This window comes from Paenibacillus sp. GCM10028914, assembly GCF_042666275.1.
Lineage (GTDB): Bacteria > Bacillota > Bacilli > Paenibacillales > Paenibacillaceae > Paenibacillus_AQ.
In genome coordinates, this window is sequence record NZ_JBHTFO010000014.1 from 50,821 (window position 1) to 76,517 (window position 25,697).

The following is a 25,697-nucleotide window of genomic DNA, read 5'->3' on the forward strand; positions in this document are numbered from 1 at the left end:
ATCAATTCTCTTGCGTGATCACGATAAAACAGCCGACACTACTTCAGTGTCGGCTGTTTTATTAGGTTCGACATGAATCTGAATGTTTATTGCGTTTGCCGCTGCTGCTCCAGTGCTTAGGACGGGCAAGAGAAGGTGGGATCTTAGTATGCTTGTCCCCTTTAGCTGCATTCAATTGAGCTTGGGTTAAGAAAATGCTGTCCGTAAGATCAGCCCCTCTTAGATCCGTATCCCTTAAGTCGGCCCCAATGAGATCTGCGACTCTCAGATTCGCTCCCTGAAGGTTAGCAGCGATCAAGTAAGCTCCTCTCAAATTAGCATAGCGGAGATCGGTTCCTTTTAAATTAGCACCAATCAAGTCTGCACCACGACCTTCCACTTTATGCTGAATGGGAGGACCTTTATGCTTGCGTTTCGCTTCATCACGGACGAGTTCACTTGTTTTCAGAAGAAGTATATTTACATTCGCTCGGTGGGAGGATACATCCAGTTCCAAGATTGCTTGTGGACTGAGTTCGGTAAGTTTCTGAGTTTCATGAAGTGCTAACTGTAGATCATCAAAGATTGGTCTAGCAGCCTCGAGGGTTAATGCCTCGGACAGATACCAGAGCAGCTCATGAAGCTGCCACATGACAGGGAATACTTCATACATTTCCTTCGCAGATGATGGTTTCAGATGCCAGCTTTGTCCTCTATAGGTAACCTGAGAAACCTTCTGACCTGCACCGAAGCAATCAAATACCGTACATCCCCGGAATCCTATTTCTCTAAGGTCGTTATGAACCTTGCAGCGGAAATTGTGCAATAGATTGGTACAAGGATTGCCGGCAACTTTATCTATCGCGAAATCTACAGACGCTGCAAAGGGGAGAGCAACACAGCATAATCCAAAACAGCTCTCACACTCAGCTTGTAGATAAGCACGTTCTTTCTTAAGTGGAGATGTAGAATCTTGCTTCTCATTCATGTGCTGAATAACCACCTTTCATTTGTAATTAATATAAATCCATAATTACTTGGATGTAAATGTGTTTTTAGAGAAATATATCCTTTTGAAATGTTAAGTATGAAAAGAAATGCATTGAATTCCAATTTTGAGGACATATTATCCGTAAGCCAAAATTGGAGAAGATTAGTACATCCTTGTGTAATATCCGATTATTAATGAAAGTGGGATGTTCATGTCAACTTATAGTGAGCAAATGGAGAAGGAAATCAAATCATTCTTACACGGAAGTGAAGGCTTAGTCACGAAGTCCCTAGGTAATCATATCGTCGTAGCTTATATGACCGGTATGGTTGATGATGCTCAGTTAAACTTAAATTTGATAGCTCCTTTAGCAGAGGAGATTAACTTCGAATCTTTTGAGAAGCTGTCTGAATTCATTCACATTGGAGATTGCAAAGCATTCGATAAGCTTTCGGATGCTATAGAAAAGTTGTTAAGTGGGTATGCACTTGTATTATATGAGGGCCAAGAGGGTGGCTTATTAGTCAACGTAGCGAATATCCCATCACGTGCGCCTGCAAATGCCGATATTGAGTCGACAATATATGGACCGATGATTGCATTTTCAGAATCAATGGAGAAGAACATAGCTTTACTCCGCTCTTATATTACCAGCGATAAGTTCATTCAAGAGACTGTGCAATTGAAGGCTGAAACGAATACATTAGTCAGTTTGCTCTACTTAGAGGATCAAGAGAAGAATCCATTTATTGAAATCGTACGTAAGCGATTAATGAGTCATAAAATAAAAGGATTAATAGGGAGTCCGTTAGTGCTAAAGATTTTAACGGATAATAAATATTCGTTGTTTCCTGAAATGAGTTTATCAGAACGGCCTGACCGTACATCGCAGGCTTTATTAGAAGGTAAGGTAGTCGTTATGGTGGAAGGAAACTCGCAGGTTATTATAGGTCCAAATGGGTTTGTTGATTTCTTCCAATCTGTAGAAGATCGATACTCCACATGGGGAATTGGGATGTTTAACCGATTCTTACGGGCTTTTGCGCTTATCATTTCGATATTTTTGACGCCTTTGTATGTGGCTGCGTTAACCTATCATTATGAAATGATCCCGATGACCTTACTTGAGCCGCTAATTACATCTCGTTTTCGTGTTCCATTTCCGCCGCTAATGGAGGCACTAATTATGGAGGTCTCCATTGAATTGCTTCGGGAAGCTGGAGCGAGACTACCGACTAAGGTTGGACAAACGATGGGTATCGTAGGAGGTATTGTTATTGGACAGGCAGCTGTACAAGCTGGATTTACCAGTAACATATTGATTATGCTTGTTGCACTTGCAGCGCTGGGTTCATTTACGACGCCTAACTATATGATGAGCTCGACCATTCGCTTCATACGATTTCCCATGCTTTTGGCAGCAGGCCTTTTAGGACTTCCGGGTATTGCCTTCTTCTCAGGATTTCTGGTCATTCATTTGCTTCGAATGACGAGTTATGGCAAGCCGTACATGTATCCCTGGTATCCGCCTGATAGTAAAGGACTCGTCAATACCATGCTTGTAACTGAGAATTCTCAACTAGAATATAAAACCGATCTTACCAGAAGTAATATCAAAAATATGAAATCACGTATTTCACAATGGTTTAAATCAAGCAACGATGAATGAACGGGAGGTTAAGTAATGAAGGTTCTTTCGTATCCCCCAAAAAATAGCCAGATCCATGCTTACCTCCTGTTCTTTTTTATTTGTAATGTGCAAATTGGAATCGGGATTTTTAGCTTTCAACGCTATGTTTTTCAAATCGCTAAACACGATGCATGGATTTCGGTAATTATTGCTTGTCTGTATGCACACGTTCTTCTGTGGTTAATCGTTCGTATGCTCAGTAAGTACGAATCTACCGATTTATATGGCATTCACTTTGACATGTTTGGTAAGTATATCGGGACGCTGTTTAACTGCATCTATATGCTGTATTATCTCTTCGTTACGATTCTTATCATGAGAAGCTATGTTGTTGTTGTTCAAGTATGGATGTTTCCGGATATGAGTAGCTGGTTAATAGGTTTACTTCTTGTATCTCTTACTATCTATGCAGGTTTCGGTGGAATTAGGGTCATTGTCGGAATGTGTCTATTAGGTTTTGTTGTCATACTGATAACAGTATTTTTTTGTCTTGCTACCTTGAAGTATGCCATATGGACGCAATTGCTTCCTGTCATGGAAAGCAGCGTTATGGATATACTCAAAGGTTCCTTTAGGATGAGTTTTACCCTGGCAGGGTTTGAATTTATTATGCTAATTTATCCTTATGTTAGAAATAAAGAGCGGACCATGCTTCATTCCCAGCTCTCCCTTTTATTTGGTAACGTGGTTTATCTTTCGATCATGATTCTCTCCCTTGTGTATTTTTCTTCATCTCAGTTGATTCGTTCGATTTGGCCAACCTTTAATATGTTAAAAATCTTAAAATTCCCATTTACGGAACGGTTGGAGTTCATCGTGATTTCAATGTGGATGTTGATGGTTTTAACCGGTATATTAATCAACACTTGGGCTATAACAAGAGGTTTTAAACGGATGTGGAACAGTAATCAGAAGGTGATGCTGCTTGTTGTGATCTTTTTGGCATTTGGGGTAACAGTCATGATGGAAGGCCGTAAAAACATTGAGCGACTCAGTCATTTGATTGGGGGGAGTAGCGCAGTATTGTCACTTCTATATCCTCTTCTATTAAGCCTGATTGTAATGATTGTATTCAAGGTTCGTGAACGAAAGCGAACAAGCAAGGGGGGGGATACTTCGTGAAACAGTTCCGATTATGTGCCGCATTGTGTCTTCTCGTTACTCTTTGTGCCTGTCAGCGATCGACTGTACTAGAGGATCAGTCCATTGTGATCGCTCTTGCGTATGAAGTGAAGGAGAACAATAAATTTCAAGTAACGGGTACATTTATTAATGCACAGCCTAATGCTAAAGATACAAGTCGTACGGTATCTGTAGAGGCAGAGACAAGTAAGGGGGCTCGAAGAAAGATGAATCAGATGCTTCCTAATAAGCTTGCGACTGGGCAAATACGAGTCATTTTATTGGATAAGGACATATTTCGTTTAAACATGATTCAAGAAATTGAAGTCTTAAGCCGGGACCCGTTCTTTAGTGATATGATAAAGATCGCGATTGTAGATGGCTCTCCCGAAGAGTTGCTTGCATATAAATATGAGAATCATTCCAATATAGCGGTTACTCTTAACGAACTATTGGAACATAATCTTAAGACAAATTGGACTCCGTCCATGACACTGCATGACTTTACGCGATCAAGGGGACTTCAACGATCGGATCTGGCGATTCCTGTATTGAAAAAGGAAGAGGATGAAGTTGCTTTAAAGGGGCTCGCGTTACTGCATAAAGATCAAATTGTAGGTGAAGCTACCCCAAGAGAAGGTTTTTTTATTAAGACGCTTAAAGGAGCAGACACCCCTTATCTATACCAATTAAATATTAAAAAAGAAGATATGCATCAAAGTGGTATGGATCGTTATCTATTGGAAGATACGGATAACGTGAAAGTAGTATTTAATGTCACGAAGAGTAAAGCAAAGATCAAGCTTGTTGATCCAAAGAATCTCAAGTTCAAAGTCATAGTCAACATTGATGTTGACGTTCAGGAAGTATCTAAGCGTTATAAATTTATTGAACCCGGTGCCATTGACGCCTTGGAGCACCAAATCACTGTTGAGATAACAGGTGAATTACAACAGCTTCTGGATAAGCTGCGTAAAATAAATTCGGATTGCGTAGGGTTTGGAGAGCTCTATCGCAGTCGTGTTGGAAACTCCGAATACCTTGAAGAAAAGTGGGCGGAGATGTTCCCTGAATCCTCGATAAATGCTCAGATCGATATCGATGTTATTCGTACGGGTATTATCGAATGAGGTATGTATTATTAGCAAGAAGAGAAAACAGCCTTCAACTCTTAGTAGCTGGAGGCTGTTTTTTAAATTGTTGAATGAAAAACAGTTTTGATTACGGAAGAATATTGCCAGCAGCACGATAGATAGCGTACCATTCTTCCCGTGTCAGTTGTACATCGCTTGCTTTAATACAGTCTTTCAGCCGTTCGATGTTCATGGTGCCGACAACGGGCTGCATGTTCGCTGGATGACGCAGAAGCCAAGCAATAGCAATTGTCGTGTTACTAACAGCGTATTTCTGTGCAATCTCATCGATCTTTTGATTGAGTTCAGGGAACTTGTCGCTTCCAAGGAACACACCTTCAAAGAATCCATATTGGAAGGGGGACCATGGTTGGATCGTAATGTCATGGAGTCTGCAGAAATCCAGAATGCTGCCATCGCGATTGATTGCGGCGTCATTCTCCATATTGACATTAATACCGCTTTGAATCATGGTTGTATTTGTGATACTGAGTTGCAACTGATTAGCCACAAGCGGCTGCTTTACGAATTTTTTCAAAAGCTGAATTTGCATGGGATTCTGATTTGAGACACCGAAATGCCGTACTTTTCCAGAGTTCTCTAGTTGTTCAAATGCTTCCGCTACCTCTTCGGGTTCAACAAGTGCATCCGGACGGTGAAGAAGCAGAACATCCAGGTAATCCGTCTTTAGTCTTTTCAATATACCATCCACTGAATTCAAGATATGCTCTTTAGAGAAATCAAACATACCCTGGCGAATGCCACATTTGGACTGGAGGATGATATTCTCTCGTATTTCCGAGTTCATATGTATTGCTTCTGCAAATATTTCCTCACAGCTTCCGCTGCCATAAATATCCGCATGATCAAAGAAATTCGCTCCTTCTTCAATCGCTGTTTGAACGAATCGCTCAGCATCTGCTTTTTCAAGAGAATTTATGCGCATGCAGCCAACGGCTACAACAGGTACTTCGAGTGAACTGCTACCCAGTTTCATTGTTTTCATCAAAAGGACCTCCATGTCATTATAATTAGTTACACAAGCAACAACCCCACCTGCTTGTCTTATGTTTATTGTGACATGCTGGTGGGGTTATGATCAACAACTTTTAATTTTCATTCAATATCTTAACTTTTCGGATAATAATTCGACTATGAGGAAGGGATGGCATCTTATGAAAACTGAAACTTACATCCTGAACGGGAACTTCATAACTCATCTTATTAGCTAAGAAATCGAGACTTTCCTTCATGATCTCTAGGGTAATCCATTCACCAGCACATCGGTGCCCAGTATTGTGATCACCACCTCCTTGAGGGATGAAATTAAAGGGACTTTCATTCCAAGTATCGAATCTCTCTGGTTTGAAAAGCTCTGGTTTATCCCATAAATCCGGATGATGATTCGTTCCATATAAATCAAGTATTGTAAGCACCCCTTTTTCAAAGGAGTAGCCATTCCAAACAAAATCTTTAATTGGACGAGCTGGAGCAAAAGGGAAGAAAGGATAGAAACGACGTACTTCCTGAACAAAATTCTTAAGCATCTTCTCATCTGAAGAGACTAATTTCTCTCGTTCTTCGGGTTGCTGGATAACAGCTAATGCAGTAAAGCAAACATAAATGGCAACAGCTACAATGGGACGAAGAATGTTCAGAATTTCAACAGCCGCTATTTTCGGATCTAGCAATTCACCTTGAAGGTCACGATGCCAAGCAAATGTATACAAGGTTGTATGTTCTTCTGGCTTGATCTTACCTCCCCGAACATCATTTATTAGCTCTTGGATCCAGTTTTCAGCTTTGAAGCGTGAGTTTTTCCCTTTTGCATAATTGATCCCAATGGATGTAGAGGCTTCGATCATAGAGCCAAGCCATTTGGTTTTCTCTTTCACTTCATCTTCCGATAATGGAACACCTGCCCATTCACAAGCTACACGACACAAAATTTCTTTAGCTTCTTCATATATTACAACTTCCGATTGTGTCTCCCAACGGTTAACAGCATCTTTCCACTGTTTACGAGTAATTTCTCTCATCCTTCCGAGAGCTTTATGAGACATTAGAGACATAAACATAGCTTTCCGATGATGATGCTCCTTACCATCCAGTGTCTGAACACCATCTTCACCGAACAAGGTTTTTAAGACTCTTTTTGGAGCCGCGCCTTTACGTGCGAACTTACTATTATCATAAAATAGTTTTGCAGCTTCTTCCCCTCGCATACAAATCGCTCGCTCACCCAAGATCCGTGTCTCGAATATATTAGATTGAAATCCTATCGTTCTATTCGTAATGTACAAATAGCCTTCACGAAGTACATCTAAGCTATGATCCAATCCAGATTCTTTAGGGATAAACTTTGTTTGTACCATGTAAATAACCTCCTAGATTATGAGCTAGCAAGATCGAAGTTCAGCTTCAGACATAATACTTCATACATACCCATTAGAAATCGAATTGAACAACAGAATAGGCTCGCCCCTCATCCATTTATTACCTAATGGACAAGGACTTACCGTACGTGGTAACATTTTTAGGCATTTATTAAGCAGATGATATGCGTTAAAAAAGAAAACCCGCATATATTGCGGGTTTTCTTTTTTGTCGAATAAGAGTGGTGTTGTTAAGAACTTAAGGATTTCTTTAGATTTACTACAATTGTTATTAATGTATTTAATTTAAACTAGATGAAGCTAGCATAAGGGAGATGTTGAGGTTGAAGAAATGGTTGTGCTTGTTGGTTGTATTAATGCTTGCGGGGTGTGATTCCAATCAGAATATTGAGAGTGAAGTTCCGGAAAAGGTAGCAGAAAAGACTCATGAGACGATTGAGATTTCAAAGGAACAGATTTATGAAGGAAATTTGCTGCTTGTTAACAAAGACAACCCGATCCAAGATGAAGGCTTGCCAACGGATATCGTTAATCTATATGAGAACAAAGAATTGATTAAGGGAACCGCATTGCTAGACAATACGGTACAATTATCGATGAGTGTGGCGGAGCGTTTTGGCGAAATGGTCGAAGCAGCATCTCAAACTGGAGTAAATCATTTTATGATAAGCAGTGGTTATCGAGATAAGACGGAGCAAGAGAAGTTATATCTTGAAAAGGGATCTGACTATGCCTTGCCAGCGGGATACAGTGAACATAATGCTGGGTTATCCTTAGACATTGGATCAACTTTGAAGTCGATTGACGTGGCTCCTGAAGGCGAGTGGTTGAAAGAAAATGCCTGGGATTATGGTTTTATACTTCGTTATCCAGCCAATAAAACAGCGATAACGGGTATTCACTATGAGCCATGGCATTTTAGATATGTAGGATTACCTCACAGTATGATTATGAAAGAAAAACAATTAACGCTTGAGGAGTATTTGGATTTTCTGAAGGAACAGACAACATTCACTACTACGATCAAAGGTGAGTCGTTTGAGATTTCATATATCCCTGTTTCTGAGCAAACGACTATAGAAGTACCGATTCATAGCAATTATGAACTATCTGGAAATAATGTTGACGGCGTTATTTTAACTATTGTTAAAAATCAGGAAGAAGAGCATGAAGAAGTCGTGGAATAAGCTCATCATACTGATGCTGTTTATCATATATATCTACTGCGTAATTAAAATTATATTGTTTAAATTTAGTTCGGTAGATATTGCAGTTCTTTGGAGACAGCTTCATATTGTTTTAGAAAATCCAGATATTGTTATGAAACGAATGCATGCAGGGAATCTCACGCCTTTTTCATCTATAAAACATAATATCCATAGACTATTGAGTATACGTGACTTTTCCAATTTAATTGGTAATATCCTGATTTTCATACCTAACGGGATATTTATTAGTATATTGACAAGATATAAATTAATCAGTTCCTTCATCTTATCTTTCGCATTTAGTTTAGGACTGGAGTGTTCACAGGCTATATTTTCTATAGGTGTGTTCGATGTGGATGATATTATCTTAAATGTTTCCGGAGGTATTGCCGGTTACGTAGCTTATCAAATGATTAGATGGACCGTGCTTCTATTTAAATGAGTTGACATGGTTGAGTAAGATGTTTCGGATAAAAGACCGATTTATGATTCAATGTATTGGGAAAAGTCATCATTCAAGAACTTAAAACAGGGCTCTCAAGGTTCATTCTTGAGAGCCCTGTTTGGTTAGGATTCACACAATGTATTTGCACATTCTCCTTGATATTCAATGTCAGAAATATAGTATTTTCACAAATATGCACAATAGGTTATACTGAGATGTGTATTTTTATAAATATCATAGTCATATATGAATGAAACATCAGGAGGATATGGATGGGACAAACAAAAGGATCATTACAGAAGCAATTAAAACCTAGACATATCAGTTTTATGGCTATGGGCGGCGTAATCGGCACTGGGATTTTTAAGGGAAGTGCTGAAACGATCGGTCTTGCAGGTCCAGGTGTCATTGTATCCTATATATTTGCTGGGTTACTGCTTCTGGTCGTTATGGCTGCGATGGCTGAAATGGCGACCGTTTACCCTAACCGGAATATGAAGGATTTTATCCGTGAAGCTTTTGGAGAAAAGGTCTCTTTTATTATGGGATGGATGTACTGCTTCATGTGGTTGTCTGTATGTGTTATAGAAGTCATTGCGGCAGGCAGCTTTTTGCAGTATTGGTTTCCAGATGTACCATTGTGGGGATTAAGTTTAGCCTGTGCAGCCTTTATCATTCTAATTAATCTTCTTAGTGTAGGTACCTTCGGAGAATTTGAATTTTGGCTAGCGGGAATAAAAATTGCGATGATTCTCATCTTTATTGTTCTTGGAGCAGGTCTGATCTTCGGAATCATTCCAAGTGATCATACACCTTATCTTGAAAACTACACCATTTCTGGAGGGTTTTTCCCGAATGGCTGGACGTCGATTTTCTCTGCATTACTAGTCGTGATGTTCTCCTATGGGGGGTCTGAGCTAATCGGGTTAACATTGACGGAGACAGAGAATGCTGAACGAATTCTGCCCAAGGTGGTCGCTAATTTTATCTTGAGAATCATATTGTTCTTCACTCTCCCGATTTTGATTATTTGCGGTTTAATACCGTGGAATCAGCTCGGGCCGGACAGCAGTCCGTTCGTTCAAGTTCTCACATCGACAGGACTTTCTAGTGCGGCACATATTATGAATTTCATCTTGATTACGGCCGTATTATCGGCTGCCAATTCTGGAATTTATGGTGCATCAAGAATGCTCTACTCTATGGCAGCAGCGGGAGAAGCTCCTAAATCTCTAGCCAAAACAAACCGAAATGGCAGTCCTGTTAATACACTGTATCTATGTGCGGTCATTTTACTTGCCGGCGCAATGTTGGGATTATTCGCTCAGGATCAACTATTCCGTATCTTGATGGCTGTTCCAGGGTTCGTTGTGATACTTGTGTGGATTTGTATTGCTTCATCCCAATGGAAGCTCAGGAATCATTACCCCATTAAACCGGCTTTCAAAGTTTGGGGTTACCCTTATGTAACAGGATTCGTAGTGGTATGCCTTTCAGTCATTGCACTCTTGTTTGTTTTTGATAGTCAGAGCCGATTCAGTATAGGGATATGTTTAGCCGTATTAACGCTGCTCACATTATGGTCTTTCATTAAATTTCGTCCTAAACAGGATGGGAACGGGCGTTCCGAAATTGGTTGACATCTAAGCTAATCGATTATATATTATTATCAATTGAATTGAAGTGCGGGAGAAGCACCTCGCTTGATAGGCTAATTAAGCCTTTCTTGTGGGGTGCTTTTTTTTGCGTTTCGATTAAGAATAATCATAATAGGGGAGATGATTTTATTGATGAAGCGAAGAATTAAGCACAGACGTTATATGATTTATTCCAGAGTAATACTTGTGAGTATCCTGTTAATCATGTTCAAACCTTCTTACGCAGAAGCTTCCGGAACAGCGTGGGACGCTGCGTTAACAAGTATTGATCAGTTGTATGATAGTTTAACGATTTTGGAATCAAGTAATAAACTCGTAAAGCAGCAGACACAAGAGCTTCGCAAACAGAACAACGACAAGCTGAAAGTAATCAATTCACAAATACAGCTCATCGACAAGAATAAGATCGATAAACTTAAAACTGAAGTAGAGCAGGCTAAGAAGAAGCATGATCCTCTTCTTACGGAATATACGAATCTTGGCAAGAAAGCAACGGAAGCACGAAAAAATAATAATAAAAAAGCTGCTCTAATGTTCGATCTAAGACGTAACAAAATTAAAGATTCTGCTACAAAGGCTCGTCAGGAAATCAAAGTGAAGACAGATGCATTAACAGCTGCAAAGAAGCAAGCTTCGGTGAAAGCTAAAAATGTTAAGGATCGCTTGATTCCGGTACAAACGATAAAAAAGCAAATTACAGCCGAGAATAAACAGATTACTGAATGGAATAAGAGCAGGATTGCAGCGAATAAAAGGTATCAGGTAGCGGTCAAACAGGGGGATGCTGTAATAGCAGCTGCAGAGTTGAATCTCATCACAAGTGAACTAGGTCGGATTCAAGTATCTCAAAAGAAAATATATTCGTGGGAAGTAGAAATTCGAAATGTGATTAGAGATGCTGAAGCTAAGCTCCCGAAATAAGTATTGTACATATGACAAGAAATAGTATCAGACGAAATGAAGCCAACAACCTCTGCAGAACAGAGCTGTTGGCTTCGTGATAACTATGTTAGCTTAATTCAAAATAAATGTCCCTGTAACAGGGTTATGATCACTGTTTTTGAATTTCAGATCGTGACCGGTAACATCATGGATCACAATATTCGAAGATACTAGAAATCCGTCGATCACCGAAAGAAAATTAACACCTTCCTGATATGCCACATCCAGCGTTCGGACAGTAGGAGTATTTGAATCTGTTGCCCATTGAAAACCATCTGGACCGAAAGTATCCGGGAAGGGTTGAAGCCACTGCGGCCATTCCTGCTGAGATCTAAACTGGCTGTGATCCGTGCCGGGCAGGGAGTGATTCCAGTCTCCGCCGATAATGAGATAGTTATTGTTTACTACCTCCTTATTGATATAGTCTTGGAGGAACTCTAATTGTTGTTTACGGATCTTTCCTCCCTTGTCGAATGCGGACAAGTGCAAATTAATTAACACGAGTTCTTTACCGTTGTTGACCGGAAATCTACTCTCAATAAACCCACGATCAAGTTCAAACAATTGAACTGGCCAACTCTCTTTACCTGGAAGATCGTATCGCGTATGAGAAGTACTACTGTATTCAGATAATGTCATTAAACCGCTTTTTACCGAACCCATTGGATGTGTGATCGGAACGGGTACCCAAGGCATCTTGTAGTTATAAGCAAAGGTTTCACTATAATCTTGTAGTTCATGACTAAGTGTCTCAACTTGATTTATATGATGGCTTCGTGAGGAGTTCATATCCACTTCTTGCAGGATATACATATTTGAACGGGTGTTACTTAGAAAATCAGTAATGGCACTCAGGTTAGCCTCCGTTTGTTCTTTACTTCTCGATCGAGACATCGTCCCTCCGTCCATAAAGAAATCCTGACCTTGGTCAAGTCCGGCGTAGCCGATATTAAAAGTGGTAACCGTGAAAGGCTCACCTTGCTTCAGTGTGTTAAGGTTGTTGCTATTATTGGTATGTAGTTCTGTTTGTTGTGGTGGCTTATAGTCCATCACGGTAATATAAACTAGGAAGATGGCAACCAAAGCAACTATGGTTAGCGCGAACCATCCCAGCCATTTAAGTGTTTTTCTGAACATTAGGTTATTCTTACCCCCTGATTTATAATCTTGCGGTGTGACTTCATCATTCGAGTTACAGTGAAATTACCATAAATAAGAAGAAGGTGCTAGCATAGTTTTTTTCGGTACAATTTGTGCTGGTGTGCGATGTAGTGTGTTCATGTAGCGCACTAAAAAAAAGGAAAAAATTTCTTTACATTCATGTATCAAGCGAATACAATAGGAACAAATATGTGAGTGGGTGGATAAAGATGAATAAGATTCAGACAGGAACTATCGACTATCGATAACTGAATAAGTGACGAACGGAAAGGGATTCGAACAAGTGACTAGTTATATTGTTTGAATTGTCCACGTTTGTGCACTCTCTGTCATGAACTTTCATCAATCTTGTATCGCATACAAGGAATAAGCATCGAGTACAATTACTTATGCCATTTTCTTAATGTTATAAGCTGTAGATGGACTTTTGTTCATCTACAGCTTTTTTGCGTCCAATCCTGTTTTCCCTCCACATGGAAAGGAGAAGTTTAGTAGTTCGAGTTAATGGTTTAGGGAAGAAAACTAAAAAGAAAAAGGTGATACATATGATATTTATGAAAAATAGTCATGATGTGTTTCGGGTAGTAAAAGTCTTGTTACATGATTCTTCTTAGCGAATCAACAATACGACATTCCAATGATGGTAAGTCATATCTCAGATGATTTCGAAAAATGATGGGGGTGGGCAAATTGCCCAAAAAAGACAATATTTCGATGTTGTGGCTGTTTCGATATTTGAGCCCAGTCAAAGGACGGTTAATAGTACTCCTAGTGATGCTATTAACTTCTACGGGCTTGCAGTTGTTGCATCCACAAATTACAAAACGCTTTATTGATACGGCTGCTGGTGGAGGGCTGTTATCTAGTTTAATTCAGCTTGCAGGGTTATTCTTGATCGTTGCAGTAGTGAATCAATTGATCACAGTCGGAGTTAGTTATCTTGGAAATGATATTTCGTGGAGAGCAACGAACCGTCTTCGAGGCGATCTGCTAAAACACTGTTTACGGCTGGATATGCGATTTCATAACATGAAAACGTCAGGTGAAATGATTGAGCGAGTAGATGGTGATGTTACAAGTATTTCAAACTTTTTTGCTATGTTTATTGTCCAGGTTATCGGCAGCTTTGTCCTGCTCGCTGGTATTTTAGGCTTTATGTTTACTGTGAACTTGCCAATTGCTATTGTGATGACGGTCTTTACAATAATATCGATTATGTTCATGGTGTTTATTCGTAATCTTGGTGTTCATTCATCCAAAAACGAACGTGAAGCGAGTGCTTCTCTGTTCGGTTTGATCGAAGAGCGGATTGCGGGAATTGAAGATGTTCAGGCAAACGGTCATGTTCCTTATGTGATGAATCGGTTTCATCGTTTAATGCGAGCTGTATTTCTCAAAGGAAGAAAGGCATGGATGCTTAGAGTTGTTCCATGGAATACGACTGTCGTTCTGTTTGCGCTTGCTGTAACTGCTGTACTCTTAATTGGAGTTCGTTATTATTTGATCGGTGAGATTAGTTTAGGTACGCTGTTCCTCATCTATCAGTATACGCAGATGTTGAATGATCCTATCGAGATGCTCGGCGATCAGGTTCAGGAATTCCAGAAAGCAAAATCAGGTATGCTCCGTTCCAGAGAACTACTCTCGAACCGCAGTGAGATCGTAGATGGGAATCAAGAGCAGCTTCCAGATGGAGCGCTAAGTCTTGAATTCGAAGGAGTCAATTTTAGTTATAACGAAGATAAGCCAGTGCTAAAAGATATTAACTTTACTGTTAAACCAGGTGAGCGCCTTGGCATTATTGGACGTACCGGGAGTGGGAAATCAAGTCTCAGTCGTGTCCTCCTTCGCTTGTACAATATTAACAGTGGGGTTATTCGAATTGGAGGTACGGATATTACGAAACTGAAGATCTCGTCACTCTATCGCAGGGTGGGGATGGTAACGCAAGATGTACAGTTGTTCGATGGCACACTGCGAGATAATCTCACGCTGTTTGATCATAATGTATCCGATGATTTCATTCTGGAAACAACAGAACGCTTGGGACTACGGCAGTGGATTGATGCCCAGCCTGAAGGGTTGGATACTCATTTGACAACAGGTGGTGCATCTCTATCAGCTGGAGAAGCTCAGCTATTTGCGTTAACCCGAGTATTTTTAACAGAGCCTAGCCTGGTGGTTCTTGATGAACCTTCATCACGGCTTGATGCAGCTACGGAAAATTTGTTACAGGTGGCAGTGGATCAGATGATGAGTCAATGTACGGGGATTATCATAGCCCACCGGCTGTCTACGTTAGAGCAGGTGGATAAGATTATGGTCATTGGTGATGGACGGATATTGGAATTTGGGGAGCGCGAAGTATTAGCACAAGATCCGTCTACACATTATGCCAGACTGCTCATCTCAGGAAGAGAGGAGGAATTGGCATGACGATTGGTGGATTTATAGGGCGGCTATTTCGGTTTAAACCTTCATTGTTTCTTATAAACGGATTGTTATGGTGTATATTTCACTCGTTGCCGCTCGGGATCGGACTTGGTATGCAGTGGTTTTTTGACAGAACTTCCTCGAACTCAACGAATTATATGTGGCTAGCTGTACCATTGATCTTCATCGCTTTAGTAAGGGTATCGAGAGTTGGGGTCTTTTTTGCAGCGTTCTATCAATGGATAACGTATATTTATCACATTCAAGCTATTCTTCGTACGAATATGCTCGCGGGTATTATGCGCTGGCCAGGAAGGAATTTGCCGGCCTCACCAGGAGAAGCGATGAGTCGCTTTCGGGATGATGTAGATGAAGTGGTCGAATACGTGGAATCCTGGGTAGATTTCTGGGGACGATTTGTATTTGCTCTCGTTTCGATTATCATCATGGCAAGTATCAACTGGAAGATCATGTTGGTTGCAGTTCTTCCGCTTGTAGTGGTGACACTGCTTAACAATTTATCGGGTAATAGAGCCCGTCAATATGGACAAAAAAATCGTGAGGCTACCGGACGTATAACAAGTTTTATCGCGGAAACATTCGGTGCGGTTCAAGCTTTGAAGCTGGGGCAAGCAGAGGATCATGTTCATGAGCGTTTTACCAAGTTGAATGAAGACCGCCGCCAGGCAGCGCTGAAGGATAATCTGTTCAAACAGTGGATGAGATCACTCAATCAACATGTGCTTAGTATTTGTACTGGTTTGATTCTTCTAATGTGTGCAGCCGAAATGCAGGCCGGACGCTTTAGTGTAGGGGATTTCGCTTTGTTTACCACTTATCTGGGGAATATAGGAATCAGTATTTCTTTATTTGGATATATGGTATTTCAACACAAGCGCCTTAAAGTATCTTTTGATCGCATGCGGACTCTGTTTCGTCCTGGAGAAGAAGATAGGATTATTGAAGCTAGGGAAATTTATCTGAACGAGGATCCTCCAGAGCTAATGGTACACAAGAGAGAAGCTTCGGAGAAACTGAGAGAGCTTGAAATAAGTAACCTATCGTATCACTATCCTGACTCGGAAAAAGGGATTGAAGATATTAATTTCCGGCTCGAACGCGGTAAATTCATTGTCGTTACAGGACGTATCGGATCAGGTAAATCCACACTTGTCCGTGCGCTTCTTGGATTGCTGCCTAAGCAGGGTGGCAAGATTACATGGAATGGAGAAGAAGTGGATCCGGCTACATTTCTTATGCCGCCTAGAGCGGCTTATACGCCGCAGGTTCCTCGCTTGTTCAGTGATCCTCTCAGAGAGAACATCGTGCAAGGGAAACAAGATCAAGCTGAGGAATCCTTGGAACGAGCGATTCGCCTATCCGTTTTGGAAAAAGATCTAGACAACCTGGATCAAGGATTGGAAACTTACGTTGGCTACAGCTCGTATGTTGATGACTGGTGCAGATCTATATATCTTTGACGATCTGTCCAGCGCGCTTGATGTGGAGACAGAACAGCAGGTTTGGGATGGGTTGTTTAAGGAGCATGATGTTACTTGTATTGCTGTATCACACAGGAGAGCAGCCCTTAGCAAGGCCGATCATATCATCGTTATGAAGGATGGGCGGATTGAAGCCGAGGGAAGTTTATCAGAATTACTCGCTACTAATGAAGAGATGCAGCTCCTATGGCAAGGTGAAGCTACCGCTCAAGAGTATGCAAATGTTGCTGATTAAGAGGGGGGTTAACTCTTACTAACTTCGAGAGAATAATTGAATAGAAATGGAGATAGAGGCGTTAGAGATATAATATCTTTAACGTCTCTTTCAACGGAATTATAAACGATTAATATTGGAAAATGTTACGATGATCGTTCATTTTCATTACATAACAATTCAGACAACAGGGAGAAGGACAAATCAATGAAGTTAAAAAAGATTTTTAAATGGGGTTCCAAGGCATGTCTTAGTTTATTTTATTTAACGCTGGTGGTAGGGATCTTTATAGTTATGAATTACGTAAGCTATTTATGATTCCCGGGCAGCGCATTCACGCAGTTCTTAGGAGGTTTTGAGCCTGTATTTTCCTATGTCGATCTCTATTTCGATCAGGCTCCTGAATATTACAGTAATAAATCTTATATCACAATAGCTTTTATATCTGACATGGCCATGGTAGTTTTTCAGGGGAATATTCACACAGACAACTTGTAAATGCATGAGAACCTAGCTGTTTTGTATAAGTTGGGGTTTTTAACCATAATTTTTGATACTATATACGAATATACAGATGGTCTGCTGTTATCCAAGCATAAATGAACTGGATATGACAAATTATATTAACCTAATTTTTTTATACAGCGAATATATTATAAGCGGCCTGATCATTATGATTATCGCTTCAGCTTTAAAGGTTGCCGTTAGGGCAGTAGAGGGAAAAAGTACAGTTTGAAAATAAAATAAATATGATCTAATGGCGCATGTCCCTAGCTCATAATTGGAATGGTCGGCAGGAGCGCGGCTCAGGCAATACAAATAAGGAGGCGAGATGATTATGAAGGAACGATGGGAACGAACAGAACCTCCTATATACTTTAAGCTTGCAGAGATGTTAGACATCAATCGACGGGATTTTCTAGGAAATCCAGTCATAGATAACGAATCGGAACCGGATTTAGCATTTCTAATTATAAGAATTAGGCCAAGATTAATAATCTCGAAAGTTTTATTCGTAGATTTATGTTAAATACCTTTCAGCGATAAAAAATGTGTTTTCGGAGCAAGTACTTCTTCTTCGAGGAACGTCTTTATTGCTCGTTTAATTGATTCTTGAAGAATTACTTTGAGTTGTTTTCTCTGTTAGTTGCTGTTTTGTTAGATGGTAAGAAAAATAGTTTGGAGTTTATGTACACTGATTTAAAAAAAATGAGGAAGAGAAAAGCATTTTAGAAAAAACATTGTGAACCCAGCTAGGGACGCAGTTTTTTTGCTGTACATAAACCTTAGCAAGTTTAATGTAACAGATTATAAATAGAGTAATCATTTGGAGGGAATTAGGTTTGTTTTGTAGAATTATGTATTTTAATGTAGAACAGAATAGGTCTAATCATCAGATGATGCTGTTTAAAGGTACAGACGAGAGAGTTGGAAAATGTTTATTGTTCAGTAGGGAGTAGGTTATGTGTGTAAAAGATTTGAGCAGTCTGGCATTAGAGTAGCAAGGCAATAATGAAGAAGTTAAGTATTATGAGACACTACTTCATAAAGAGGAAGGATGAAAGTAATGCTGCAAGAAGAAGTGATTCTGGGAGCAAGAGCTTTAGGAGATCAAATAGTTAATATCATGCCAACATATCAAATTATGTTGAAGCAGTTAGATGAAATAAGAGAAGCGGTTCATCAAGTGAATGTCTCACAAAGAAATCATGTCAGTAAAGTCCAGGTTTATAATAATACAGTTGGAATCTTTGGACCAAGAGGCGCAGGTAAAACTTCTGCTCTATATACTTTGCGAAACGATCTAAATGAGAAGTCTAGTGTTATATTTCCCCTCATCGAACCTGATAATTTTGGTGAGAATACCAAGATTATCGGATCTATCGTAGGCTTTATGAAAAAAGAGGGAGAATCTTTATTAGAGAAATTGAAAAAAGAACGCCTGACAGAAGACCAAAAAGAAGATTTGTCAGATTACTTTAATGCGGGAGTATACAAGCCTAACAATAAGCTGAAACAGGTTATAAATGAAACGATTGAATATCACTTATACACAGAAAGTCAATATAGAAATATACTTTCCCAGCATTATGAGGATTTAGCTGCATATATTAAAAATTCTTCTCGCGTGCTTAGTCCTGACATTGCTTTCAAAGAGAAGTTAAATGAGTTTATCGAAGAAATAATACGTGTTAAGCAGGTGCTAGACTTACCTAAAGAACCAGTACTAATCTTTATTTTTATAGATGATATCGATCTAAAAACCTCTAAAACGAGAGAATTAATGGAAGCTCTGTTGAAATATACGGATCACCCAAATATTGTAACTGTACTATCAGGAGACTACGATATCCTGCTAGAATCGCTTACTCTGTCATTATTAGCAGATGAACCATTAAGGGAAATAGGATTAGAAGCATATGATTCATTAGAAGCACTGGATCAGCCTTATAAAGAAATCCGTAATGATACAAGTAAATTGCTTACCATTATGGAACGTAAATCAGAGTTGGCTCATGAGTATTTGAAGAAAATCATTCCGTCAGCGAGAAGGCATCAGTTGGTAAAATGGAATACTGGAACAATCCCTTACTTCTCATTTGGTCAGTACTACCTGATGGACAGAATGGCTCAGTTAATGGGTGACCGGTCAATTTTTAATTATATAGCTTTTAATGATAGTACAACTAATAAGAATAAACAAGATGTCTATCTTCCAATTAAAAACAGCTACGGTGTGTTTGATGAGAGACCCCGTGGACTTGTATACGCCTATTATAATTTAGTGCAGTTGTTAAATGATATTGAAAGTCACAGCACAAATTTATTTAGAGCTGTTAAGGCTTTTGTAGATACGTTGATCCTATCTAATACGAAATTATTAAGGCAACAGCAATGGCTTTTCGAACAATTTTTGCAGTGGGGTGGTAATGAACAATCTACTTATATTAATTACTCCGCTAAGCATACAGATGAAGAAGAACTGGACTTACCAATCTTTATAGTCGCAGAAATTGTAAAGAAACTACTACCTAATGTGAGATATGAAGAAACAGCCTTCCAGACGTCCAAAGTCAAATTGTTTGAGAAATATATTCGTGGGTATAACAAGGGAAATATATTTTCCTATTCCTATTCCTATTCTAATGAGTACAGGCTATATCTATTGATGCGAGGATTAGTATTACATACTGATGTGCCCGCTGCAATGTTGATGTTAGAGAAGCTTTCAGAGTCTATTTACGATCCTTACTATTATGAGTATATATGGGACAATGAAAGAAGGGATAAAGATCAATTTGTTGTTAAGTGTATAACCCAAATTCTTGAACAGTATCCATTGATATTTGAACCGCTTTATTATAAAGCTCAATATGATAAAAATTACGAGATTAACACTGCGCTAAATATATTGCATGATCTATGTAACGTACCCGCTGAGGTTGAAGTGACGGAGCGAATATTTGAAGGAATATTGCGCAATTCAGTTTTTTCTAAAACTACAAACTTGGTTAAAGACAAGGAAATAAAAAGGACTTTGTTCATTAACAATTTAACAAGGATTAGAAATAAACAACCGGTAGAGTTAACTAAAAATAAACGTAGAGACTTAGAAAGTAATATGATGATTTTAGTAAAAGACTCCCATCACAATCTTGCAAACGGATTGGTGAGAATTTTGAAGAAAATATCTGAATATCCAGCAATTGAGCTTCCAAAGAGCGTGACTCAAACTATAGAAGAGGATATGGAAAAATTTTCATATTACTTACTTGGTAAGCTTATGGAAAGAGATATTAAGGTGTACATTGAACTAGCGGGATCTACGCAACAGGTATTAGATAATTTTGAGGATGGTTACGCAGGGAAAAGTAAAACGACTAGATATCGAGAATGTAAGGATATTGTTACAATGCATCTCAAAAAAGAAAAAAAGAGTATCTTACTGAAGTTTAACGAATACAACGAATTACTAAGTAGTTTAGAAGAATTAGCTTCAAATGTGTATGCATGGTATGGACGAATAGAAGCTAGAAATTTGTACAACGCATTGCAATACTCCTCAATCATAGCTGAGCGCGATACGAACAACCCTGAATATAGTAGGGATTCGTTCTTCACTGGTAATGACATATTAATCCTGGGGTTATATTATCAGTATTATACTAGCACCCGAGAATTTTCAGAAGAACAGAACTATGAACATGCAAAAGCAAGTATTAGGAGAAATCTGGATAAGACCTTTAGGAGTGTTAGAAGGCAATCTGAATTGGAGCTTCATGAGTTTGATTTACTTTTGGAAGAGATTGAAGAATAAGTGGAAATAGTGGTGAAATAGAATGTTGTCAAAAATAAACCTGCTCATCAATGTCTCTTTATTTCCCATTCAGAATCTAAAGTTCTATTGTCAGCAAGAACTATTGGATGTTGTGGACTATACCGGTACGGGAAGTGTAGCCAAGAAGAAACGCGAAAATGCGCAACGCAACTTTCGACGCAAGCTGTATGCTGAGCTTCTCGCCAAAGCTAGCCCAAATAGTCTTGATGAAATCAATCTTATGATACAGAAATTCTATCCTATGCTAAGTAGTGAGAGGGAGGCAGAACGCTACGGCTTTGTACCGTTGCTTTCATCAGATAAAGTTCTAAATATCGAGAAAAAGCTGTATCAGCACTATTTTTATATTCTAGAAGAGTTCTCGGATGCGCTGTTCTCCTATCGCGATGGTGATGTCATATTCAAATATTGGAAAAATGATGCGAATGGTCACAAACGATGGAGATTCATTGATTTTATGGATCAGTATAACGGTCAGGATAAGGTTCTCTTTTTTCAAGCGTTAAGCCGGTTTATACCTATTGATCTTTTGATCGCTTTACATCATTCCAAAAATAATATCCATGAGCCTGTCCAGCTTCATGAATTCTACCAGCATATCAATCTTGCGGATGCGCCATTAGACGATATCCTCGCAAGGGGAGTGGCAGAGAATCATATCCATGCTTCAGCAGCATTCAATTTCTCCATCCTGTGGCAAATGATGATGAATGGAGTCTACCCACCACAGTATTTTAAGAAGTTTATAACGAATCATCTCGCCGCCTCTTCTGAAGTGCAGGAATATATATGGACAGCGCGCTTGCTACGCCTAATCATGTCACAGTATTTAAGAGATGCACAGGCTGGATATAACAAGTCAATGAATGAATGGATCGACGATAATCTTGCAGAAGAGCACGAGACTCGTAAGTTGCTAAATGATATATATGATCATGAGAATAGTCAGTTTTCGCCGTTAAATATGCTCAAGGATGCCATTGAGCGATTAGAGATTATGTTTATGGGAACGGATAAGGAACAGAGCTTAGATTTCATATATACGATTTTTCCCGAACATCAGTATATTAAAACATATGGGGAAAATATCTTTCTCCATCAAGTAATGGCATACAAGAGACGGATAGAAGATAAAGCCAATTTATCGAGTCATTATGAGTATTTTTTTCGATTGTTTTTTATGTATACTTCGATCAAAAATGAATTCTATCAGCAGGTAACACAGCCTACAGTGCTGCATGGTTTGGATTTCTTTAGAGGATATTTTGATAGCGCAACAGATGGAATGAAGAGAGATCAAGCTTACTTCACGATTATGCTAAGAACACTCTTTCAAAACAGGTACTTACGAAAAATCGAGCTTCGGATATCGATATTAAATAGTGAGGCGAAGAATCGTAGAAATCTGTTACATATATTGGAATCATACAGACGAATTCTAGATGAGGACTATAAGGTGAATGATGATCCCAACTCCGAATTTCCATTGATCGGCATCGTCTATCATTTGATTAAGCGTCCAGACAAGTTAGACAAGGATAGTGCGTGGTTTGATGAAGATCGCAACCATACATTCAAGCATCTTTATTATGGCGAACATCAAGAAACATACATTAAACAGGTACAGATGGTACAGCAGCTTCGTAAAAACGTTCCTATGACAACAAATTTTATCGTTGGTTTGGATGCGGCGAGCGTGGAGAATCATACGCCTGTACAAGTGTTTGCCCCTGTATTTGAAGAGGCGCGAGATAGCAGATATGATGCGTTGCGAATCGTTGATCCGGAAGGGAATGTTTTGCCTAGACAAAGCTTGTTCTTCACGTTTCATGCAGGAGAAGAATTTCGCCATCTGAATTCAGGATTAAGACGTATGGATGAAGTGATAGATTACTGTAAGCTACATGCCGGAGACCGAATAGGTCATGGAATAGCTCTGGGTGTAGATGTTGAGGATTGGATTCGAAGGAACCCTATTGTGATTATTCCTAGGGGCGAATATTTGGACAATTTATTATGGATATGGGGAGTTTATAGCCGTACAACACAGTTACGTACTGAGACATTGGTTTATTTAGAGAGACGGATTGATGAAATGGCTAGGTACATTTTTGAGGATGTACTGTCGGCAGGTGAGCTTCGAGTGTCAACTCTCTTCAATACGTACAAATTACGCTTCAAAAGAATAAAGGATGAAGTAAATCGTGTTTATAGCAAATATAAGAATCAGGACACAGGTGCGATAGAAGGATCTGCTGTTCCCTTACAAGGGATTAAGGACGCTGAGGATAGATTATTCGTATGCTATCACCAAGAGTGCACCTTAACCAAGATGAATGAACCCATTTATGTAGCGATGAATGAGATCGAACGTATGATGGCTGTAGACATGCAAAATTATCTGATTCATAAAATCGCGAGTATCGGCGTTGTCATTGAGGTGAATCCATCATCAAATGAAGCCATTGGGGAAATAGACTCGATGTTTAGCAATCAGCTGTATAACATTCAGTCAGCAGGGAATCGAGATCTATCCAATATATTGGTCAATATTAACTCTGATGATCCAATGATCTTTAATACGAATGTCAGTAATGAATTAGTCTACATCTACTACGGTATGCTGCAGCAAGGCATTGGACGTGAGGCTGCTCTAGACTGGATTGAGAAGCTCAGAAAGTCAGGTATGGAAACTTCCTTTATTAGAAGGACTAGAAGTCGAGCGGAATATTTGCGAATTCTGGATATGACCATTCAAGCGTTGCAGGATCCATATTATTGTTAGCTAGTTGGGGATGAGGGAAGCTTGGATCGATCTGCGGAATAGAATATAAGGAGAGATTATGCATTGTGGAAAAAGTAATGGATTACATCTATGATTTTATTGGGATATTCATACCGGGTTTTTCCTTTTGGCTCTTACTTTGGCTTACAACTGTCTTGTTCCTTCCTATTGAAGCCATTCATTTTCTCTCTACTCTGTTTCCAACAAAAATGTTGTTGTCGGACACATCGCATCCTTTCGTTCAGGCTATTGCTTCTCGAGAAGGTCTTGTTCTTGTATTGGTATTTATAGTTTGTTATATATCTGGGGTTGTTTTCTCCGAAAAGCATAGATTTGATAGCAAGAGTGATCATGAGAAGAATACAAAAGCTATGGTGAAAGGTTTAGACCTAAACTCTACAGATGCAGTTTCATCAGATCATTATAACGATTTAGAACTTAATGATGTGTATATGGAAAATAAAGCGTTAACTGCATTAATTGATAAAGAGTTGCATTCTCAAATGAAAGTTAACTGGGATGCTGTGAATTACAATAATAAATGGATTGTCTATTATCGATGGGCAAACATTCTAAGCCCCAATTCTTCTGATCGATTAAATTTGCAACTAATGTTGGCAAAAATCATCTTGCACCGCTCGTTTACGGGAGTGTTTAAGTTGTTAAGCTGGTATGTTTGTATACTAATTTTTCTAGGTGTTTTGACGGATGTTTTTCAGTTGAGTGTCACTTTTGCTAAATGTGCTTATTACCTAATCTGTGGAGTTTCAGTATTTGTGTTTTATAAATACTTTTTATCTCGTTTCTTTTTACGGACGAGCGAGAAACAGCGTAAGCTTTTGCAAAACGAATCCATAATTATACTTTCAAAATATTATTTAGACAAGAGAGATTAAAGGAGTTTGTTACATATAAGAAGCACAAGTAATTAGCGATATGATTAATAATAAATGCAGAGTTTGCTTGCGCGTCAGACATTTAGAATTTTGCTGAATGGATATTTTTATATAAATACAAGATAGAGTGAAAGCCTGTGTCATACAGACAAGTTGGTTTGATTTTTAGTGTATAAGCTCCATAAAGTGCCTGTTCTCATAAAATGAAAATCAAGGCATGGGATGAGTCGCAACATAGTTTATATGAAGGACAAAATTGTCCTACATATTAATTCTGATTTGTTACGTATTCATGAAGATGATTGTAAAAGAGGATTATTCCAGGAAAATGATATATGTAGTCGCTTTTTTTGGCATAGAATATCGGCAATGGTTCAATGATATTGAGAGATTATTTATTTTTACACCAATATATTCAGAAACGATTCATCAGGGGATCTCACGAGTTGAAGCCAACAATTTTTTAGCATAAGTTAATGTCGTATCACGTACACAACTATTACGAATAGCAACTTGTCCCCTAGGGTAGTTAGGAATATGGCAAAGAATGTGGGGTCCGGTGCTTAGTCATGAGCAACAAATGTTACTTACAAGGTTAATTATGTAGCTAGACTCAACCATCCTTGATTGGGTGGGAGCCCGCAAACGTTAATGCTCTATGGCTGTTTAAATAAATATTGCTACTGAGCATTCAATTTCAAAATGGATGTATACAGCAAGTAGCTTAACCCGATTCTTTAGTAAAGACGACTTTCAATTCGAAATATGAGTTGAAAGTCGTCTTTTTTGTTATTAGATTTTTC

At 39.0% G+C, this 25,697-nt stretch carries 16 protein-coding genes and 1 pseudogene; 13 read left to right on the top strand and 4 right to left on the bottom strand.

Going from position 1 to position 25,697, the window contains the following annotated elements; translation table 11 throughout:
• Positions 1–61: 61 nt before the first annotated feature.
• Positions 62–967, bottom strand: a complete 906-nt coding sequence (locus tag ACFQV5_RS12980) for a pentapeptide repeat-containing protein (protein WP_379247401.1) — start codon at positions 965–967, stop codon at positions 62–64.
• A gap of 214 nt (positions 968–1,181) precedes the next feature.
• Here ACFQV5_RS12980 and ACFQV5_RS12985 point away from each other — a divergent pair, with 214 nt between their 5' ends.
• Genes ACFQV5_RS12985 through ACFQV5_RS12995 form a run of 3 tightly spaced genes read left to right on the top strand, consistent with a single transcriptional unit; the run spans position 1,182 to position 4,912 of the window.
• Complete coding sequence (locus ACFQV5_RS12985; protein WP_379247403.1) at positions 1,182–2,639, top strand: spore germination protein; 1,458 nt, start codon at positions 1,182–1,184, stop codon at positions 2,637–2,639.
• 15 nt (positions 2,640–2,654) lie between these two features.
• On the top strand, positions 2,655–3,782 hold the full coding sequence (locus ACFQV5_RS12990) for a GerAB/ArcD/ProY family transporter (RefSeq protein WP_379247405.1): 1,128 nt from the start codon (positions 2,655–2,657) through the stop codon (positions 3,780–3,782).
• A complete protein-coding gene (locus tag ACFQV5_RS12995) occupies positions 3,779–4,912 on the top strand; it encodes a Ger(x)C family spore germination protein (RefSeq protein ID WP_379247407.1) in 1,134 nt (377 codons plus the stop codon). Before ACFQV5_RS12990 ends, ACFQV5_RS12995 begins: the two co-directional genes overlap by 4 nt.
• A gap of 91 nt (positions 4,913–5,003) precedes the next feature.
• On the opposite strand, the gene ACFQV5_RS13000 is transcribed toward ACFQV5_RS12995, so the two are convergent.
• Positions 5,004–5,921, bottom strand: a complete 918-nt coding sequence (locus ACFQV5_RS13000; RefSeq protein ID WP_379247409.1) for an aldo/keto reductase — start codon at positions 5,919–5,921, stop codon at positions 5,004–5,006.
• A 103-nt stretch (positions 5,922–6,024) separates the two neighbouring features.
• Complete coding sequence (cypC, locus tag ACFQV5_RS13005; RefSeq protein WP_379247411.1) at positions 6,025–7,290, bottom strand: CYP152 family fatty-acid peroxygenase CypC; 1,266 nt, start codon at positions 7,288–7,290, stop codon at positions 6,025–6,027.
• 344 nt (positions 7,291–7,634) lie between these two features.
• Between cypC and ACFQV5_RS13010 the strand changes: the two genes are divergently transcribed.
• The 4 genes from ACFQV5_RS13010 to ACFQV5_RS13025 all read left to right on the top strand — a co-directional run bounded on the left by ACFQV5_RS13010 (position 7,635) and on the right by ACFQV5_RS13025 (position 11,543).
• Complete coding sequence (locus ACFQV5_RS13010; protein WP_379247413.1) at positions 7,635–8,498, top strand: D-alanyl-D-alanine carboxypeptidase family protein; 864 nt, start codon at positions 7,635–7,637, stop codon at positions 8,496–8,498.
• A 13-nt stretch (positions 8,499–8,511) separates the two neighbouring features.
• Complete coding sequence (locus ACFQV5_RS13015; protein WP_379247586.1) at positions 8,512–8,961, top strand: VanZ family protein; 450 nt, start codon at positions 8,512–8,514, stop codon at positions 8,959–8,961.
• A gap of 275 nt (positions 8,962–9,236) precedes the next feature.
• Entirely contained in the window at positions 9,237–10,604 is a 1,368-nt protein-coding gene (locus ACFQV5_RS13020) for an amino acid permease (RefSeq protein WP_379247415.1), read from the top strand.
• A gap of 150 nt (positions 10,605–10,754) precedes the next feature.
• Complete coding sequence (locus ACFQV5_RS13025; protein ID WP_379247417.1) at positions 10,755–11,543, top strand: hypothetical protein; 789 nt, start codon at positions 10,755–10,757, stop codon at positions 11,541–11,543.
• A gap of 93 nt (positions 11,544–11,636) precedes the next feature.
• Here the strand turns inward: ACFQV5_RS13025 and ACFQV5_RS13030 are convergent, their stop codons facing one another.
• A complete protein-coding gene (locus ACFQV5_RS13030) occupies positions 11,637–12,701 on the bottom strand; it encodes an endonuclease/exonuclease/phosphatase family protein (RefSeq protein WP_379247419.1) in 1,065 nt (354 codons plus the stop codon).
• 705 nt (positions 12,702–13,406) lie between these two features.
• Here ACFQV5_RS13030 and ACFQV5_RS13035 point away from each other — a divergent pair.
• From ACFQV5_RS13035 to ACFQV5_RS13060, 6 genes and pseudogenes are all read left to right on the top strand, one after another.
• Positions 13,407–15,161: an ABC transporter ATP-binding protein gene (locus ACFQV5_RS13035; protein WP_379247421.1), complete on the top strand. Its 1,755-nt coding sequence runs from the start codon at positions 13,407–13,409 to the stop codon at positions 15,159–15,161.
• A pseudogene (locus tag ACFQV5_RS13040) lies at positions 15,158–16,895 on the top strand (ABC transporter transmembrane domain-containing protein). Before ACFQV5_RS13035 ends, ACFQV5_RS13040 begins: the two are co-directional and overlap by 4 nt.
• An 817-nt stretch (positions 16,896–17,712) precedes the next feature.
• The gene (locus ACFQV5_RS13045) at positions 17,713–17,904 is read left to right on the top strand and encodes a hypothetical protein (RefSeq protein WP_379247423.1); all 192 of its coding nucleotides are present in this window, start codon (positions 17,713–17,715) and stop codon (positions 17,902–17,904) included.
• A gap of 537 nt (positions 17,905–18,441) precedes the next feature.
• Positions 18,442–21,192: a P-loop NTPase fold protein gene (locus ACFQV5_RS13050; protein ID WP_379247425.1), complete on the top strand. Its 2,751-nt coding sequence runs from the start codon at positions 18,442–18,444 to the stop codon at positions 21,190–21,192.
• 22 nt (positions 21,193–21,214) lie between these two features.
• Positions 21,215–23,998, top strand: a complete 2,784-nt coding sequence (locus ACFQV5_RS13055) for a hypothetical protein (RefSeq protein ID WP_379247427.1) — start codon at positions 21,215–21,217, stop codon at positions 23,996–23,998.
• A 65-nt stretch (positions 23,999–24,063) separates the two neighbouring features.
• Complete coding sequence (locus ACFQV5_RS13060) at positions 24,064–24,894, top strand: hypothetical protein (protein ID WP_379247429.1); 831 nt, start codon at positions 24,064–24,066, stop codon at positions 24,892–24,894.
• Positions 24,895–25,697 lie beyond the last annotated feature (803 nt).

Excerpts from the sequence above, each read along its gene's own strand:
- ACFQV5_RS12980 (WP_379247401.1), bottom strand. The coding sequence starts at position 967 with ATGAATGAGAAGCAAGATTCTACATCTCCACTTAAGAAAGAACGTGCT.
- ACFQV5_RS12985 (WP_379247403.1), top strand. The coding sequence starts at position 1,182 with ATGTCAACTTATAGTGAGCAAATGGAGAAGGAAATCAAATCATTCTTA.
- ACFQV5_RS12990 (WP_379247405.1), top strand. The coding sequence starts at position 2,655 with ATGAAGGTTCTTTCGTATCCCCCAAAAAATAGCCAGATCCATGCTTAC.
- ACFQV5_RS13000 (WP_379247409.1), bottom strand. The coding sequence starts at position 5,921 with ATGAAAACAATGAAACTGGGTAGCAGTTCACTCGAAGTACCTGTTGTA.
- cypC (WP_379247411.1), bottom strand. The coding sequence starts at position 7,290 with ATGGTACAAACAAAGTTTATCCCTAAAGAATCTGGATTGGATCATAGC.
- ACFQV5_RS13015 (WP_379247586.1), top strand. The coding sequence starts at position 8,512 with ATGCTGTTTATCATATATATCTACTGCGTAATTAAAATTATATTGTTT.
- ACFQV5_RS13020 (WP_379247415.1), top strand. The coding sequence starts at position 9,237 with ATGGGACAAACAAAAGGATCATTACAGAAGCAATTAAAACCTAGACAT.
- ACFQV5_RS13025 (WP_379247417.1), top strand. The coding sequence starts at position 10,755 with ATGAAGCGAAGAATTAAGCACAGACGTTATATGATTTATTCCAGAGTA.
- ACFQV5_RS13030 (WP_379247419.1), bottom strand. The coding sequence starts at position 12,701 with ATGTTCAGAAAAACACTTAAATGGCTGGGATGGTTCGCGCTAACCATA.
- ACFQV5_RS13045 (WP_379247423.1), top strand. The coding sequence starts at position 17,713 with ATGAAGGAACGATGGGAACGAACAGAACCTCCTATATACTTTAAGCTT.
- ACFQV5_RS13050 (WP_379247425.1), top strand. The coding sequence starts at position 18,442 with ATGCTGCAAGAAGAAGTGATTCTGGGAGCAAGAGCTTTAGGAGATCAA.
- ACFQV5_RS13055 (WP_379247427.1), top strand. The coding sequence starts at position 21,215 with ATGTTGTCAAAAATAAACCTGCTCATCAATGTCTCTTTATTTCCCATT.